Genomic DNA, 16,008 nt, shown 5'->3' with positions numbered 1-16,008 from the left:
GGCTTGCGCCGCCTCCCCCGATGTAGTATATTGCTGATTTTTTCGCCGCAACCACGCCATGATCCACCTCACCAGCATCAGCAAACAGCACGGGACCCAGGTCCTGTTCCAGGACGCCAGCCTGCAGATCCTGCCGGGCAGCCGCACCGGTCTAGTCGGCCCCAACGGCGCCGGCAAGACCACGATCTTCCGCCTGATCGTCGGCGAGGAGGAGGCCGACCGCGGTGAGATCAGCTGCGCCAAAAGGACCGTGATCGGTTATTTTTCACAGGATGTCGGCGAGATGGCCGGCCGTTCGGTGCTGGCCGAAGTCATGTCGGCCGCCGGCGAGATCGTGGCGATGGGTGAACAGATGCGGGTGATGGAGGCGCAGATGGCCGAGCCTATGTGCGACGCCGAAATGGCCGACCTGCTGGCCCGCTACGGTGACATCGTCGAGGTCTTCGAGCACCGCGGCGGCTACGACCTCGACGCCCGGGCCAAGGCGGTGCTGTCCGGCCTCGGTTTCGCCCCGGACGATTTCGCCCGGCCGGTGGAGCACTTCTCCGGCGGCTGGAAGATGCGCATTGCCCTGGCCCGGATCCTGACGATCAACCCCGACGTGCTGCTGCTCGACGAGCCGACCAACCATCTCGACCTCGAATCGATCGTCTGGCTCGAGGAATGGCTGGCGAGCGATTTCAAGGGCGCTCTGCTGATGACCTGCCACGACCGCGACTTCATGAACCGCATCGTCACCCGGATCATCGAGGTCGCCAACCGCGGGATCACCACCTACAGCGGCAACTACGATTTCTATCTGCAGGAACGGGAGATCCGCCGCAACCAGCTGTTGGCCAGCTACCGCCGGCAGCAGGAGATGCTGGCCAAGGAGGAGGAGTTCATCGCCCGCTTCGCCGCCCGCGCCTCCCACGCCGCCCAGGTCCAGTCGCGGGTCAAGAAGCTGGAGAAAATCGAACGGATCGAGGTGCCGCCGGAGCAGCGGAGCATCCGCTTCGAATTCCCGACCCCACCCCGCAGCGGCGATGACGTGCTGCACCTGCATGAACTCGGCAAGGTCTGGCGGCTGCCGGACGGCGGCGAAAAGCCGGTGTTCAGCGGCCTCACCGGCACGATCCGGCGGCAGCAGAAGATCGCCGTCGTCGGGGTCAACGGCGCCGGCAAGTCGACCCTGCTCAAGATCATCAGCGGCATCACCGAGCCGACGAGCGGCCATCTCAGCCTCGGCGCCGGTGTCGCCGGCGGCTATTTCAGCCAGCATGCGATGGACGGCCTCCACCCCCGGCAGACGGTGTTCGAGGCGATTCAGGAAGCGGCGCCGCTCGAGAACATCGGCGTCCTCCGCAACCTCTGTGCCGCCTTCCTGTTCCGCGGCGACGACATCGACAAGCGGGTCGGCCAGCTCTCCGGCGGCGAGAAAAGCCGGGTGGCCCTGGCCCGCCTGCTGATCCAGCCGCTCAACCTGCTGGTGCTCGACGAGCCGACCAACCACCTCGACATCCAGTCGCGCGAGGTCCTGCTCGAGGCCCTGCAAAAGTACGACGGCACGGTGATCCTGGTCAGCCACGATCGCCACTTCCTCCGCCATCTGATAAACCGGGTGTTCGAGATCGACCACGGCGCGATGCGGATCTACGACGGCCACTACGACGACTACCTGCGCACATCCCGGCAGACCGACGCCACCCACTGAAACCGGCCGGTCGCCGGTCAAACCCCACTCCGCCCTCCCCGCATCGGGCCGGCGGAACTACCCCATGGAAACCCAATGATCCACGCCTCCAACATCGCCCTGGCCTACGGCAAACGCGTCATCTTCAAGGACGTCAACATCAAGTTCACCCCCGGCAACTGCTACGGCCTGATTGGCGCCAACGGCGCCGGCAAGTCGACCTTTCTCAAAATCCTGGCCGGCATGCGCGAGCCGGATAAGGGAGAGATCTTCGTCGGCTCCGGCCTGCGCATCGCCTATCTCAACCAGGACCAGTTCGCCTTCGACGACCAGACCGTCGCCCGTACCGTGCTGATGGGCCATCCCCGCCTGTGCGAGCTGATGGCCGAACGCGAGGCCCTTTACGCCAAGAGCGAATTTACCGAGGCCGACGGCATCAGAAGCGGCGACCTGGAGGCCGAATTCGCCGAGATGAACGGCTACGAGGCCGAGTCGGAGGCGGCGGTGCTGCTCAGCGGCCTCGGCATCCATGAGGAACTGCGGGAGCGGAAGATGAAGGAACTCGACGGCGGCGACAAGGTCCGGGTGCTGCTGGCCCAGGCCCTGTTCGGCAATCCCGACATCCTGCTGCTCGACGAGCCGACCAACAACCTCGATGTCCGCTCGATCGCCTGGCTCGAGGGCTTTCTCGAACGCTTCGCCAACACCGTCATCATCGTCTCGCACGACCGTCATTTCCTCAACCAGGTCTGCACCCACATGGCCGATATCGACTTCGGCCGGATCCAGATCTACGTCGGCAACTACGACTTCTGGTACCAGGCCAGCCAGCTCGCCCAGCAGCAGCGCCAGGACGCCAACAAGAAGGCCGAGGCCAAGGCGAAGGACCTCAAGGAGTTTATCCAGCGCTTCTCCTCCAACGCCTCCAAGGCCCGTCAGGCCACGGCCCGCAAGAAGCTGCTCGACAAGCTCGAACTCGACGACCTGCCGGCCTCGTCGCGCAAGTACCCCTTCATCCTGTTCAAGCCCGGCCGTCCCTGCGGCGACGTGATCCTCGAGGTCGACGGGATCGACAAGAGCATCGAGGGGGTGCAGCTGCTGCACAACTTCACCCTGACCGTCAACCGCGGCGAGAAGATCGCCTTCGTCGGCACGGGCGCCCCGGCGATCACCGCCCTGTTCCAGATCCTGGCCGGGAAGGACGCGCCGGATGCCGGCACCCTCCGCTGGGGCCAGACGATGAGCACCGCCTACTTCCCGAAGGAGAACAGCGCCTTTTTCACCAGCGACCTGACCCTGGTCGACTGGCTGCGCCAGTACACCCCGGTGACCGAGGGCGAGAGCTTCGCCCGCGGTTTCCTCGGCAAGATGCTGTTCTCCGGCGACGAGGCGCTGAAGAAGACCTCGGTGCTGTCCGGCGGCGAACGGGTCCGCTGCCTGCTGGCGAAGATGATGCTGAGCGACGCCAACGCCCTGATCCTCGACGAACCGACCAACCACCTCGACCTCGAATCGATCACCGCCCTCAACCAGGGGCTGCAGAACTTCAGCGAGATCATCCTGTTCTCCTCCCACGACCACACCCTGGTCCAGACCGTCGCCAACCGGATCATCGAGATCCTCCCCGGCGGGATCGTCGACAAGATGATGCCCTACGACGACTACCTCGCCGACCCGGAGGTCCAGGCCCAGCGCGAGGCCTTCGGGGCGCTGCGGCAGGGATGAGCGGCAGCGCGGTCCAAGCAGAGGTCCGGCGTACGGCAGAGCTGTCGGCAGAGCCTACAGCCGCGCCGCCTTGGGGAAAAGTATGTTGTTTTCGAGGTGGACGTGGTGATGGAGATCTTCCTCGACCTCCTGAAGTTTGCAACAGGTCAGCATGAAGGTGTTGCAGGCGTCGGCCGGCAGGGCATAGCCGTTGGCGAGACCACGGATCGTGTGGACTGCGTCACCGATCTCCTCAGGCTCGCCCCCCAGCCCGGCCCTGGTTGCCGGAAATATCGACATTTCCGGCATGAAGGACGACAACCTCACTCGGTCGTGATGCAGCTGACCGGGCACGAATCGACCGCCTCGTCGATGCACGATTCGGAACCGGTCATTGTCTCGCGCACCTCGGCCTTTTCCGTCTCGTCATTGAAGCTGAACACCTCGGGACACAGTTCGACGCAGGTCTGGCAGCCGATACACTCTTCGGCATCGATGATGACTTTTTTCGCCATGGTATTTCTCCGTTAGAGTTTTTTGCCTTGCCGGCAGTCCAATCCCGCAACCGCCCCGGAAATCAATCCTGCAGAATTGAAGCGGCGCCGGCGACGGCTGCCGGGTCTTCAGCCGGCAGCCGCCATTACCCCGCCTCCGGCGACAGGGAGAGGGATCGGGGACCTAGCGACCGGCCATCATCGCCGCGATATCCTCCTCCACCGTGCCGATCGGTTTGATGTCGAAGTTTTCCACCAGCACTTTGGCCACCCCCGGCGACAGAAACCCGGGCAGGGTCGGACCGAGGCGCATCCCCTTGAAGCCGAGATAGAGAAGGGCCAGCAGCACCGCCACCGCCTTCTGCTCATACCAGGCGATATCAAACGACAACGGCAGCTTGTTGATGTCGTCGAGGCCGAAGACCTCCTTCAGTTTCAGGGCGATGACCGCCAGCGAATAGGAGTCGTTGCACTGGCCGGCGTCGAGTACCCGCGGGATGCCGCCGATGTCGCCGAGCTGGAGCTTGTTGTAGCGGAACTTGGCGCAACCGGCGGTGAGGATGACCGTGTCCTGCGGCAGGTTGGCGGCGACATCGGTAAAATACTGGCGGGAGTTGTGGCGGCCGTCACAGCCGGCCATGACGACGAAGCGCTTGATCGCCCCGGACTTGACCGCCTCCACCACCTTGTCGGCCAGGGCCAGCACCTGGTTGTGGGCGAAGCCGCCGACGATGGCGCCCTTCTCGAGCTCGGTCGGCGGTTTGCAGCCCTTGGCCTGGGTGATCAGCGCCGAAAAGTCCTTGGCGCCGCCGGCCGGCCTGTCGGCAATATACTTCGAGCCGTCGTAGCCGACCACGCCGGTGGTATACAGCCGGTCGAGGTAGGTACTGCTCTTGCGCAGCGGCACCAGGCAGTTGGTGGTCAGCAGCACCGGACCGTTGAACGACTCGAACTCGTCCAGCTGGTGCCACCACGAGCCGCCGTAATTGCCGACGAAGTGCGGATATTTCTTGAACGCCGGATAGTAGTTGGCCGGCAGCATCTCGCCATGGGTGTAAACATCGACCCCGGTGCCCTCGGTCTGGCGGAGCAACTCTTCCATGTCCTTGAGGTCGTGGCCGCTGATCAGGATGCCGGGATTGCCCCGCACTCCGATATTGACTTCGGTGATCTCCGGATGCCCGTAGGTCGAGGTGTTGGCCTCGTCGAGCAGGGCCATCGTCGTCACCGAGGTCTGGCCGGCCTTCAGCACCAGGGCGATCATCTCGTCAACCGGCAGCTCCTTCGTCACCGAGGCCATCGCCTCGTACATGAAATCACCGATCTCATCCCTGCGGTAACCCAGTACCGCCGCATGCTCGGCATAGGCGGCAATGCCCTTGAGGCCGATGATCAGCATCTCCCTCAGCGAGCGCACATCCTCGTTGGCGGTGCGCTGGACACCGACCGTTCCGGCCTTGGCGGCGAAATCGGCGGCAGCGCCGGTCCAGGTCGCCTCATCGGGAAGAGCATCATTGAAATCCTGGCCGTTTTTCGCCTTGAAGGCAGCGAGAAAGGCGGCCCGCAGGCCGTCGCGCCGCTTGAGTCCGTCCTCTATCATCGCCACGAACCGGCTGTCGGCCCAATTGGCGTTGGTAATGGTGGCGAACAGCCCTTTCAGCACAAATTCATCGTGGCTGTGATCGGGTTGACCGAGCTGCCGCAGCCCGTCGCCGTAGACTGCCATGCCGCGCAGGACGAAGAGCAGCATGTCCTGCAGGTTGGCGGTTTCCTCCGGTTTACCGCACACCCCCTTGATCGTGCAGCCGGTGTTCTTGGCCGTTTCCTGACATTGAAAGCAAAACATCGGACACCTCCCTTGGTTCATTTACGTGTTTGAATGTCTTCATTCCCCAGCCATCCCGCCGCCTGCAATGACTGACGGCAGGGCCACTGGAATGGTTGTCCGGGGCCTAGCGCACCGGAAGATCGGATTCGGTTCTTGCCCCTATCCCAGAGGCGATATTGTCGAGGAGGCCATACATGAGGCCGTTGATCCGGGCGAAGCGCCAGGGATCGGCGGTCATGGCCGCGGCGCTCTGGATACACGGTCCCGGCACGATCTCGCCGCCGCACCTCGAGATCAACTGCCGGGCGCTGTCGCCGGTCGTCTCGAGATGGAACTGCAGACCGACGACCCGCTCCCGGTAGACAAAGGCCTGATGGGCGCAGGCGGCGCTGCGGGCGATATGGTCGGCCCCCGGCGGCAGCTCGAAGGTGTCGCCATGCCAGTGGAAGACCTCGACCTCAGCGGGAAAGTCCCGAAAAAGCGGGCTGTCGGCAGCGGCGGGCAGCAGGTGCAGCGGCCACCAGCCTATTTCCCTTACCGGGTTGGCATACACCCGGGCCCCGAGGACCGCGGCGATGATCTGGGCCCCGAGGCAGATGCCGAGAACCGCCAGTCCGCGATCAATACAGTCGCCGACAAACCGTTTCTCCGCCGCCAGCCAGGGGCAGCTCCCCTCGTCATCAACCCCCATCGGCCCGCCGAGGACGATCACCAGATCGATGCCGGCGATCTCAGGCAGGACCGGCGACGCATAGAATCTGGTATGGGAGACCTCGGCCCGGCGATCAGCCAGCCACCGTTCGATACTGCCGAGCCCCTCAAATGGGACATGCTGTACGACGTGAACCTTCATCACTCTCCTTGACTTCCCCGCCGCAACCCCGGCAAACAGCGACAAGCGGGGCAACCGCCATCACGGCGCCCCGCTGCGAAAAGACAGGCGGACAGCAAGTTCCCTTCATTCCGCCTTCCTGGAGTGTGGCTGATACTGCTGCACCGGAGTCCTGTCAGAACAGGACTCCGGTAGAGGCCCGGCAATGACTGCCGTCAGTTGGATGCGGCCGCCGGCACCAGGCGCCGGTTCTCATCCCACACCTTCTCGGCCTTGGGCAGCAGCGGCAGGTACTTGAACCAGGGATGGCTGGCCAGATGCGCTGGGTCCATCTGCAGCTCGCGGCTGTGCTTCATGATCGGCGGCACAATCTTCTTGATGTCGCCGGCCAGGGCCTGACCGGTGGTGAACGCTGCCGCCTCGACGGCAATGTCGACCGCCTGCTGGCTGTAACGCTGGGACTGGGCCAGGGTGTTGAGGGCCTTGGTCGGGTTGTGGAAGCCGACGGAGTTCTCAGCCGAGATCAGATCCCAGAAAAACTGGCCCTTGCGGCACATCTCCCGGGCGTCGATCATCAGCTGGTCGTAATTGGCCGGTTTATCCCCGGCAAACTCGGCGGCCAGCCGGATCGCCTCGTGGGCCTTGACCGAGATCTCCTGGGCGATCAGCAGCTGCTCCCACACCTTGTCCTGGGTGAACAGCACCCGCTCCCGCAGATAGTCAGGCGACTTGTCGGTGTGACACTGCCGGCAGGCCCTCAGCTCCGGGTCCTTCAGCGGCGAGGTCCAATGATGGTTGGACATCTTTTTCTTGCCGTCCAGTCGGGTGTAACTCATGTGGCAGTCGGCGCAGGTGACGCCGGCGGCACCATGGATGCCGTTCTGCCACGTCTCGTATTCGGGATGCTGGGCCTTGAGCATCGGGGTCTGCGACACCGGATGGACCCAATCGACGAAATTGCCCTCGAAACCGGGAATCGTCGTGTCGCCCTTGGTCTTGTAGTAGGTGTAGACCTGCTCCGGGTCCATGCCCTCGGTCCAGGGGAAGACCGGCTTCTTGGCCGGGCCGAAGCTCTTGTCCTGAAAATAGTACTCGACATGGCACTGGCCGCAGACCAGGGCCCGCTGGTCGTTGCGCGGCAGGGTCTTGAAGTCCTTGCCGGAGGCCTTCAGGTAATCCTGCAGCGGCACCGAGTAGAGGCGCAGCTCCATGTTCGACGGATCATGGCAGTTGGCACAGCCGATCGTATCATCGGCCAGGTCGACCTGATCGCGAAACTGGTTGAAGTCCTTGGCCCAGAAGCCATCGCCTTCGGCCTTGAGCCACACGTTCATCTTCGCCGTCTTGCAGTTCCAGCAGGTCGCCGGCAGCCCGGCCTTCTCGCCATAACGGTTGAGCCGGTCGATGTTGAGGATATCCTTCATCGCGTGGGTGTGACCGCGTGCCGCCCGATACTCGTAGCTGAACGGGTAGCCGAGCCAGAGATTCTTCAGGTAGGGCTGGGCATGTTTGTATCCTTCCGGCAGCGGATTGACATTGTCATGCTTGTTGTAAGGCACGGAACCGCCATACTCGGTCATGATCTCCGATTCGTTGTTACGCTCGTACGTCTCGTAGTGCAGCGGGAACTCGGCCTTGAAGGCGGAGTTGCGGATCTCGTCGGTGGCCAGCTTGGTCTTGAACTGCGGGGTCTGCGGCTCCGCCGGTTCACTGGAACAGCCGGCCAGGGCAAGGACAAGGGCAAGACTCATCGTCACAATCGCGGTCATAGTTCGTTGGTTACGCATCGGCGGCACTCCTCATGGCAATGGGCAGTTTGGGGGAATGGGGGACATGACGGTGGCAATCGGTGCAGTACTGCTTGCTCTGCATCACGACCGTGGCGGTCGTGGCGCTGTGGCAGCGCTGGCAGTTGGCCTGGACCACCCCCAATGTCTCCTTCCCCGGATGGATGAGATCGGGAATGGAGCTGGTGACCGTGGCGAAGGCATCACGCGCCCCTTCCTTGGCCTTGAACGGCAGCTTGGCCATCAGGTTGTGCGGCGCATGGCACTCGTTGCACGCCAGCGCCGCATGAACCGACTGCTTGTGCGTCAGTTCGGCTTCATCCATAGAGTGGCAACTGCCGCAAAACATTGCCTGGTCGGTCGTGGTCATACCAATGGCCGCCCCGACGGTCAGCACGACCCCGGCGAGAACCGGGAGCACGATTGACCTCTTCCCCCCTCGACCCGGATCATCATTTCTCAGACGCATCCCTCCCTCCTTTCAAAGATGGTTCCGCACTCATCCCGCCCGACAAAGGCAATCCCTTTCTTTCTTCGATTTCAGAAGAGTGCACGACAAATGAGCCATTCATGTTCCGCCTCCAGTGTATAAAAAAGAGGCGCCACAAGTCAATCCATAAAACTCATCGACCTGCGTTCCGGGCGGATGGTATTCGGAAGGGAACAACCCCGTGGAGGCCGGGCAGCCGTGCTGCCGCTTGCAACAGTGGACCGCCCTGAGGGGAACCGCCGCCGGGGATCAAAGCGGCGATGGAGGAGATCAATGCCGATATCACCGTCATTGCAGGGAAGGGTCCGCCGTCTCGAATCGGTCCGCCCCACCGCCGGCGGCGGCGACGACGGATCGGCCGAAGGCGGCGGCTTCACGGTAGATGCCGAGGGTATCATGGCGGTCGACGAGGTCGAAGAAGGTGTCGGCCCAGCTCTGCAGGTGATCAGCGAGGAGGCGGCAGTCCGCTGCGGTCTCGGCATCACGGTCGGCGCAGCGGTGGAGCAGGGCGAGAAATTCACACTCGACGGCGATATGATCGGCCGCCTCCTCGCAGACCAGACCGTACTTGCGATAACAGGCGGCGACTTCCACCGTCGTCCGGCCCATGACCGAGCCCTCGAGGTGCACCGAGCCATAAGGTGGGCAGGGCAGAGTCGGCATGGCGTTGATATAGAGACGAACATATTCGCTCTGCAGGACGATCGAATCGACGGCGCGCATCCGGGCCAGCAGCGCCGCGGCCCGGACGCCGCTGGCCGCCGGCGCCGGCTGCAATGCCCAGCCGGCGTCGGGGTAGCTGAACAGCAGCGACAGGCAGCGGAGATCGGCGGCAATCGTTGACGGGTTGGCTCTCATATCCGCTCCTTGGAGAGAATCGGCAGCCGGGCGATCGCCAGCAGGATCAGGAAGACCGCATAGGCCATGATGCCGAGGAGGATGACGATTTCAACCAGCGAGGGAAAGTATCCATACTGATCGATGAAGGTGCTCATTCCCGGCAGGAACCGGCCGGAGGCAATGGGCAGAGACCAGTGGCTGTCCGGCAGGCCGAACGGGGTCATCGTCATCGGGATATTGTTGTAGGCTGCCGGCATGATCAGGAACCGATGCACGAATACACCCGCGATCAGCAGACCCGAACTCAGCAGCAGTCGCGGCAGCGAACTCAGGACCTGCGGCCGCATCAGCAACCAGGCGCCAAACAGGGGGGCGGCGACCTCGAAGAGATGGGCGAGACCGAAATTGCCCCAGGCGATCTCCATGATCCGATGGGCCTCGGTATTGCCGTACCAGGCATGGATGACCAGGTCGTTGGCCATCAGGAAGATATGGACGCAGGTCGCCATGAAGATGATCAGGCCGAGGGTGCGATAGGCCTCCTGGTAGCTGTCGCCGGTGCCGTAGGCCAGGGCCGCGGCCAGCAGGACGACGGTCGTGCCGACCGCGATGGCGACCGAGACGAAGTCCGGGGCCATCACCGGCGAAAACCACCAGTCTCTGGCGCCCTGGGTGGAGAAGATCCAGGAAGTGACGACATGGATGCCGATGGCGAACACCAGGGCCACCGGCGCGAACCGTTTGGCCCAGCGTTCGGAGAAAGCCTGGGGGTCGTCGACCTTGATCGCCAGCCAGGCCAGCCGACCGGTCAGTTCCGGCAGCAACAGGATATAGAGGTAGAGTGCCGAGGCCAGAGCATAGAGGTTGAGGACGATGACGTCCCAGACTAGCGGCGACATCCAGTTGGGATGGAGAAGCATATTGTACAGCCGGATCGGCTTGCCGATGTCCGGCAGGACGATCAGCATCGCCGCGGTGACATTGGCGAAGGCGGTCAGGGCGCCAAGCTTGGCCAGCGGCTTGAGCTTCTTCACCCCGAACAGGTAGATCGACGAGGTCAGGACCAGGCCGCCGGCGGCATTGCCGACAAAGAAGGCCAGGCCGGAAATATACAGCCCCCAGCTGTAGGAGTTCTGCAGGTTGGTGAGGATCAGGCCCTCCTGCAGCTGATAGATCCAGGCCGCGATGGCGACGAGAAAGAGGGCGCCGCTGAACAGCAGGCCAATTCGCATTTTCACAGACATGGTCACACCTCCTTGGCCTTGGGCGGCAGGTAGAAGACGGTTGGTTTGGTGCCCTTTTCCGGCAGCAGGGTAAAGGCGTTGCGGCCCTTCATCATCGTGCTGACTTCGCTGGCGGGATCATCGAGATCGCCGACGAACCGGGCCTTACCGGGACAACCGCGGACACAGGCCGGCAGTTCGCCCTTGTCGCGGTACTGGGCGCAGAAGGTGCACTTTTCGACGATACCCTTCGGCCGCAGCGGCATGTAGACCAGGCGGCCTTCGTGACGGTGGTCCTCAGGGTAGCCGTAATGGTACTGTTCCTGGTATTCCGAGCGCTGGTGGGCCTTGGCCGGATCTTCCCAGTTGAACTGGCGGACGCCGTAGGGACAGGCCGACATGCAGTAACGGCAGCCGATGCAGCGCTCGTAGTCGATCAGCACCGCCCCGTCTTCGGCGTGGTAGGTGGCCCCGACCGGGCAGACCTTTTCGCAGGGGGCGTTCTCGCAGTGCTGACAGTGCACCGGCAGGAAAAACTCGACCCCCTTCGCCGGCGGCGTCAGGTGGCGGTGGCTGCCGGGGGTGAAGACCCGGTTCCACCAGGTCTGCGGCGGCTGGGCGTTGTGCTGCTTGCAGGCCACCATGCACGAGCGGCAGCCGATACACTTTTCCAGATCGATGACCATTCCCATTTTCATGCGCTCATCCTCCTCACGTCCACCAGGCACTCGTTCCATACCGTGGTCGGTGACCACATGCCGGGGACGAAATAGATTTCATGCAGCGGCTTGATCCACGGGAAGGTCAGTGAATTGTACCCTTCCCCGCCCAGATAGCGGGACCACCAGCCCTCCTCGAAGATCGCCGTGCCGGCGCTGCAGCCGGGATCGAGGACGGCATAGGCCCTGGTCCTGCCGCGATCGTTGTGGATCTGCACCAGGTCGCCGCTGACGATGCCGCGGGCCGCGGCCTCGGCGGGGTTGAGAAAGACCTTGGCCTTGTTGTCCTGCAGCTCGAGGAGGATGCTGTTGTTGGAGTGGGTGGAATGAACCCGGTACAGGGAGTTCTTGGTAACGAAGCGCAGGGTGTATCTGCCACGGTTCTGCGGGTTGACCTTGTATTCGGTGTCGGCATAGGTTTCCTTGTGCACCGGCAACTGCTCGCCCTCGGTGATGAACAGGTCCTCATCCTTGTAGAACTCGATCCGGCCGCTGCGCAGAAACTGGCCGGTGGCCTTGATCGGGGCCGGATAACTCAACGGCGGAAAGGGTTTGCGGTGGGCAACCTGTTCGTAGAACGGCACCTGACGGTCGCCCGGGGCCGGCGAATGCAGCCGCACCGGTCCCTTCTGGAGCATCGCCAGGGTTATGCCTGCGGTTTCCATGCCGCCGTTCGCCAGCAGCATCTCGATGACCTCGAGCGCCGCCTCGTTGTCGTCGAGTTCCGGAAAGAAGTGCTGTTCAAACTCCGGATTGAGGCGTTTGGCCAGTTCACGGAAGATCCACAGTTCCGACCGGCTCTCGAACAGCGGTTTGATCGCCGGCTGCTGCAGCTGCAGGTAGGGGTGGAGGATGGTGGCGGTGAGATCGTGTTTTTCGTACCACGACGGGGCGGGGAAGACCACATCGGACCACAGGCAGCTGGTGGTCATCTGGAAATCGGTCGTCATGATGAACTCCAGCTCGCCGGAGGCCGCCCGATCCTTGAGGATATTGCTCATGTTGTGCTGGTCGAAGGGGTTGCCCCAGGCCCCGACCATCGCCTTGATGCCGTGCTGCGGATAGTTCGGCCCCTTGCCCTGGAGGAAATGGAGGTAGGCCACCCAGTTGAGCTGCGATCCTTCCGGGAACCACCAGCTCTTGAGGTCGAAGCGGATACGGTACTGGCCGGCGTAGGTCGAGATCCCGGCCCCGCTCTTGCCGATGCTGCCGGTCAGCACCGGCAGTAAGGAAAGGGCCCGGCCCTTGAGATCGCCGTTGTACCACTGGTAGTTACTGGCCCCGTAGATGATATGGATCGGGGTGTTGGTCGCGGCGTCGACGGCGACCCGTTCGATCTGCCCGGCCTCCAGTCCGGTGATCGTCGCCACCGTGTCGAGATCGTAGTCGGCCAGCACTTTTTTGAGGGCGGTGAGAACCGTATGAACCTTGACGGAGCTGCCGTCTGCCAGTCTCACCTCAAACTCACCCTCGAGCTCGGCCCCGGTCGCCGCCAGGTTCTCGGGATCAAGGATGCGCAGAACGCCGCCGCTGCTGATCACGAAGAGCCGGCGGTATTCGGGAACGTTCCTGGTTGAAGCCTCCATTGCCAGGTCAGCGACCTCGCCGGCCAGCAGCCGCTTGCCGTTGTCCTGGCGGACCAGGATGGGAAAGTCGGTGAAGTCGCGGAGAAATTCCGCATCGTAGAGTTTGCGCTCGATGATGATTCGTGCCATGCCGAGCGCCAGGGCGGCGTCGGTGTCGGCCTTGATCGGCAGCCATTCGTCGGCCTTGGCGGCGGTGCTGCAGAAATCGGGATCGACGACCACCACCCGGCCCCGGCGCTTGGCCTCGAGCAGGTGATGGGCATCGGGCAGCCGGGTCTGGATGACGTTGGAGCCGAAGATCATCGTGGTGCGGGCGTTGATCCATTCCAGCGACTCCAGTTCCTCGCTCTGGACCCCGAAGGTCATCGGCCAGAACATCGGCAGATCGCCGTTCTGGTCGTAGCCGTGGTGCATGGTCCAGCGGGCCAGGCCGGCCAGGGCCACCAGCGCCCCCTTCTGGACATAACCGGTGCCGGGAACCTGGATGGTGGCGCCGATCGCCTCCGGGCCATATTTTCCGGTAATCTCTTTCAATCTGCCGGCCGCGTAGTCGAGGGCCTCGTCCCAGGAAGCCCGCCGGAACTCGCCGCTGCCGCGCTCGCCGGTGCGGATCAACGGATACTTGAGCCGGTCCCGGCCATATATCAGGTCGGTCATCGACAGACCGCGCAGACAGCCGCGCGGGTTGTAGGAATCTTCGGGATAATCGGCGGCCTGGATCAGGGTGCTGATCCGGCCGTTCGTGACCCGGGCCTTGAAGCCGCAGGCCCCGGTGCAGTTCGGCGAACAGGTGGAACGCACCAGACGCTCGACCTCGGCGGCATAGACTTCCCCCCCACCGATGAAGCGAAAGAAACTCAACTCCAGGGCCAGGACACAACCTGTCCCCGCAGCCCCTCGTAAAAATTCTCTTCTGTCGATGTGCATGACAATCTTCCTCCCGTGAAGTGGTGGCCGTTGCCGGACCTTTTCCCCGCGACCAGCAGGCAACGTTGACCGCATGATCTCTTCCCGGCCTCGACGCTGACGACTGGGTGCCGATAACCGCATGTGCCCTTTTTTTGTTCTATCGGAGAAAATCGACAAAAAGATTGACCTAAGTCAAACCATAAAACTATTTTCATGATTGAATGAAACCATATGACAGATTGATATCTCCAACCAACGGAGGAACCATGACGAAACCAGAAGCGACCCACCCCCCGATCGAGATCGCCGAACCCGATGTCATTGCGGCAATGCGCAAAATCGAGGGCTACATCGACATCAGCCCTGGAGATTTCAAGGAGATCTATCAGCTCGCCTTCGACTACGCGGTACGGCGACTGCGGGATTCGATCACCGCCCGGGACATCATGACCGCGCCGGTGCAGTGCATCGACGCCGATATGGATCTGCAGCAGGCGGCCCAGAAACTGGCGGACAAGGTGTATTCCGGGGCCCCGGTCGTTGACGGCGACGGCAAAATCGTCGGGGTGATCTCGGAAAAGGATTTCCTCGCCCGGATGGGGCTGGTACAGCCGGCCACCTTCCTGAGCATCATCGCCCATTGCCTCTCCAATAAGGGCTGCATGGCCATCGCCCTGCGCAACCACCAGGTGCGGGAACTGATGACGGCGCCGGCCGTCACCGCCGGGCCGGAGATCACCATCGGCGAGATCTCCCGGCTGTTCATCGACCGGAAGATCAATCGCCTGCCGATCGTCGACCCGGACGGCCGCCCTTTAGGCATCGTCACCCGGACCGATCTGGTGCAATCGTACGGCATAATCCGTTAGAGGAACGAACCATGGGATATTTCGCCAAGATGCGGGGAAACGGCCAGGCCCCGCCCCGAGTCAGCCTGGCCGAGGTGTGGTGGTCCTGGATCGGCAGTTTCGCCGGGATCACCGCCGTCGCCCTGCTCCATTACCGGCTGATCGACCCGCAAGGGTTGGTCCTGCTGATCGGCTCGTTCGGGGCCTCGGCGGTGCTGATCTACGGCGCCATCCGCAGTCCCCTGGCCCAGCCGCGCAATCTGATCGGCGGCCATGTCCTCTCCGCCTTCCTCGGGGTGACGGCCTTCCAGTGGTGCGGCGACCAGACCTGGCTGGCGGCGGCGGTCGCCGTCTCCACCTCGATCGCCCTGATGCACCTAACCCGGACCCTCCATCCGCCGGGCGGCGCCACCGCCCTGATCGCGGTCATCGGCGGCGACAGCGTCCACCGGCTCGGCTACCTCTACGTACTGATGCCGGCCGCCTCCGGCGCCGTGGTGATGCTGCTCGTCGCCCTGGCCATCAACAACATCCCGAAAAACCGGCGCTACCCCGAATTCTGGTTCTAGCCGAACCGGCTCCATGGAGCCGGGATCGTCCCATCCAAGCCCCCGTTCATCCTGAGAGCCGGGACCGGCGGGATGAAATCGCCATGCCCTCGGCATCCGCTTGACAAAAGCTACCGTCGCGTCTTACAATAGTGCCATCGCTAGGGGTGCACTCCGCTGAGAGGAATTCTTCCAACCCTATGAACCTGATCCGGGTAATACCGGCGAAGGGAAGCGGCCAGAAAAGGGATTGCCACATTGATCCTCAGGTTTTTCGAGCCGTTTACCCCGCGCCGGGTGAACGGCTTTTTTTTTGATGGGAGCGGCAATATGGACATTGTGGTCAACGGCAGGCCGGAAAACAGCGGCCCTGCCAGCGTCGCCGATCTGGTGGCGGCCAGGGGGCTGGCGCCGGAAGCATTGATCGTCGAGCTGAACGGGGAGATCATCCGCCAGGAACAGTGGCCGCAGGTCCAACTCGGTGATGGCGACCGCCTCGAACTGCTGAGTTTCGTCGGGGGAGGCTGA

14 protein-coding genes, 1 pseudogene and 1 riboswitch are annotated in these 16,008 nt (G+C 63.1%); of the genes and pseudogenes, 5 read left to right on the top strand and 10 right to left on the bottom strand.

Annotated features, from left to right (window positions below):
* The first annotated feature begins 58 nt into the window (after positions 1-58).
* Positions 59-1,693, top strand: coding sequence for an ABC-F family ATP-binding cassette domain-containing protein (locus tag HNQ81_RS13970; protein WP_183351923.1), 1,635 nt, complete (start codon positions 59-61; stop codon positions 1,691-1,693).
* 75 nt (positions 1,694-1,768) lie between these two features.
* Positions 1,769-3,397 carry an ABC-F family ATP-binding cassette domain-containing protein gene (locus tag HNQ81_RS13965; protein ID WP_183351922.1) on the top strand — a complete coding sequence of 543 codons (1,629 nt, stop codon included), beginning with the start codon at positions 1,769-1,771 and terminating at the stop codon, positions 3,395-3,397.
* Positions 3,398-3,451: 54 nt separating this feature from the next.
* On the opposite strand, the pseudogene HNQ81_RS13960 reads toward HNQ81_RS13965, so the two are convergent.
* From HNQ81_RS13960 to HNQ81_RS13915, 10 genes and pseudogenes are all read right to left on the bottom strand, one after another.
* Positions 3,452-3,679 (bottom strand): annotated as a pseudogene (locus tag HNQ81_RS13960) (hemerythrin domain-containing protein); the annotation flags it as partial.
* A gap of 20 nt (positions 3,680-3,699) precedes the next feature.
* Complete coding sequence (locus HNQ81_RS13955; protein ID WP_183351920.1) at positions 3,700-3,891, bottom strand: ferredoxin; 192 nt, start codon at positions 3,889-3,891, stop codon at positions 3,700-3,702.
* A 163-nt stretch (positions 3,892-4,054) separates the two neighbouring features.
* Positions 4,055-5,716 (bottom strand): hydroxylamine reductase, encoded by a 1,662-nt coding sequence (gene hcp / locus HNQ81_RS13950; protein ID WP_183351919.1) that lies wholly within the window; start codon positions 5,714-5,716, stop codon positions 4,055-4,057.
* A 106-nt stretch (positions 5,717-5,822) separates the two neighbouring features.
* A complete protein-coding gene (locus HNQ81_RS13945) occupies positions 5,823-6,551 on the bottom strand; it encodes a type 1 glutamine amidotransferase (protein WP_183351918.1) in 729 nt (242 codons plus the stop codon).
* A gap of 194 nt (positions 6,552-6,745) precedes the next feature.
* Positions 6,746-8,317: an ammonia-forming cytochrome c nitrite reductase subunit c552 gene (locus HNQ81_RS13940; protein WP_183351917.1), complete on the bottom strand. Its 1,572-nt coding sequence runs from the start codon at positions 8,315-8,317 to the stop codon at positions 6,746-6,748.
* Complete coding sequence (locus HNQ81_RS13935) at positions 8,310-8,786, bottom strand: cytochrome c3 family protein (RefSeq protein WP_183351916.1); 477 nt, start codon at positions 8,784-8,786, stop codon at positions 8,310-8,312. The genes HNQ81_RS13940 and HNQ81_RS13935 overlap by 8 nt, the downstream gene beginning before the upstream one ends.
* A gap of 309 nt (positions 8,787-9,095) precedes the next feature.
* Positions 9,096-9,665, bottom strand: a complete 570-nt coding sequence (locus HNQ81_RS13930; RefSeq protein WP_183351915.1) for a TorD/DmsD family molecular chaperone — start codon at positions 9,663-9,665, stop codon at positions 9,096-9,098.
* Entirely contained in the window at positions 9,662-10,891 is a 1,230-nt protein-coding gene (gene nrfD, locus HNQ81_RS13925) for an NrfD/PsrC family molybdoenzyme membrane anchor subunit (RefSeq protein WP_183351914.1), read from the bottom strand. Before nrfD ends, HNQ81_RS13930 begins: the two co-directional genes overlap by 4 nt.
* A 2-nt stretch (positions 10,892-10,893) precedes the next feature.
* Positions 10,894-11,568, bottom strand: coding sequence for a 4Fe-4S dicluster domain-containing protein (locus tag HNQ81_RS13920; RefSeq protein ID WP_183351913.1), 675 nt, complete (start codon positions 11,566-11,568; stop codon positions 10,894-10,896).
* Positions 11,565-14,102 (bottom strand): molybdopterin-dependent oxidoreductase, encoded by a 2,538-nt coding sequence (locus HNQ81_RS13915; protein WP_183351912.1) that lies wholly within the window; start codon positions 14,100-14,102, stop codon positions 11,565-11,567. The genes HNQ81_RS13920 and HNQ81_RS13915 overlap by 4 nt, the downstream gene beginning before the upstream one ends.
* A 248-nt stretch (positions 14,103-14,350) precedes the next feature.
* On the opposite strand from HNQ81_RS13915, the gene HNQ81_RS13910 reads away from it, so the two are divergent.
* From HNQ81_RS13910 to thiS, 3 genes are all read left to right on the top strand, one after another.
* Positions 14,351-14,953, top strand: coding sequence for a CBS domain-containing protein (locus HNQ81_RS13910; RefSeq protein WP_183351911.1), 603 nt, complete (start codon positions 14,351-14,353; stop codon positions 14,951-14,953).
* An 11-nt stretch (positions 14,954-14,964) separates the two neighbouring features.
* On the top strand, positions 14,965-15,501 hold the full coding sequence (locus HNQ81_RS13905) for an HPP family protein (protein ID WP_183351910.1): 537 nt from the start codon (positions 14,965-14,967) through the stop codon (positions 15,499-15,501).
* A gap of 132 nt (positions 15,502-15,633) precedes the next feature.
* A riboswitch (TPP riboswitch) is annotated at positions 15,634-15,730 on the top strand.
* Between the two features lie 80 nt (positions 15,731-15,810).
* The gene (thiS, locus tag HNQ81_RS13900; RefSeq protein WP_183351909.1) at positions 15,811-16,008 is read left to right on the top strand and encodes a sulfur carrier protein ThiS; all 198 of its coding nucleotides are present in this window, start codon (positions 15,811-15,813) and stop codon (positions 16,006-16,008) included.

The organism is Desulfoprunum benzoelyticum, assembly GCF_014201505.1.
In the GTDB taxonomy this organism is placed as follows: domain Bacteria; phylum Desulfobacterota; class Desulfobulbia; order Desulfobulbales; family Desulfocapsaceae; genus Desulfoprunum; species Desulfoprunum benzoelyticum.
Note: the sequence above shows the minus strand (reverse complement) of the source record. Positions and strands in the feature narration are given on the sequence as shown.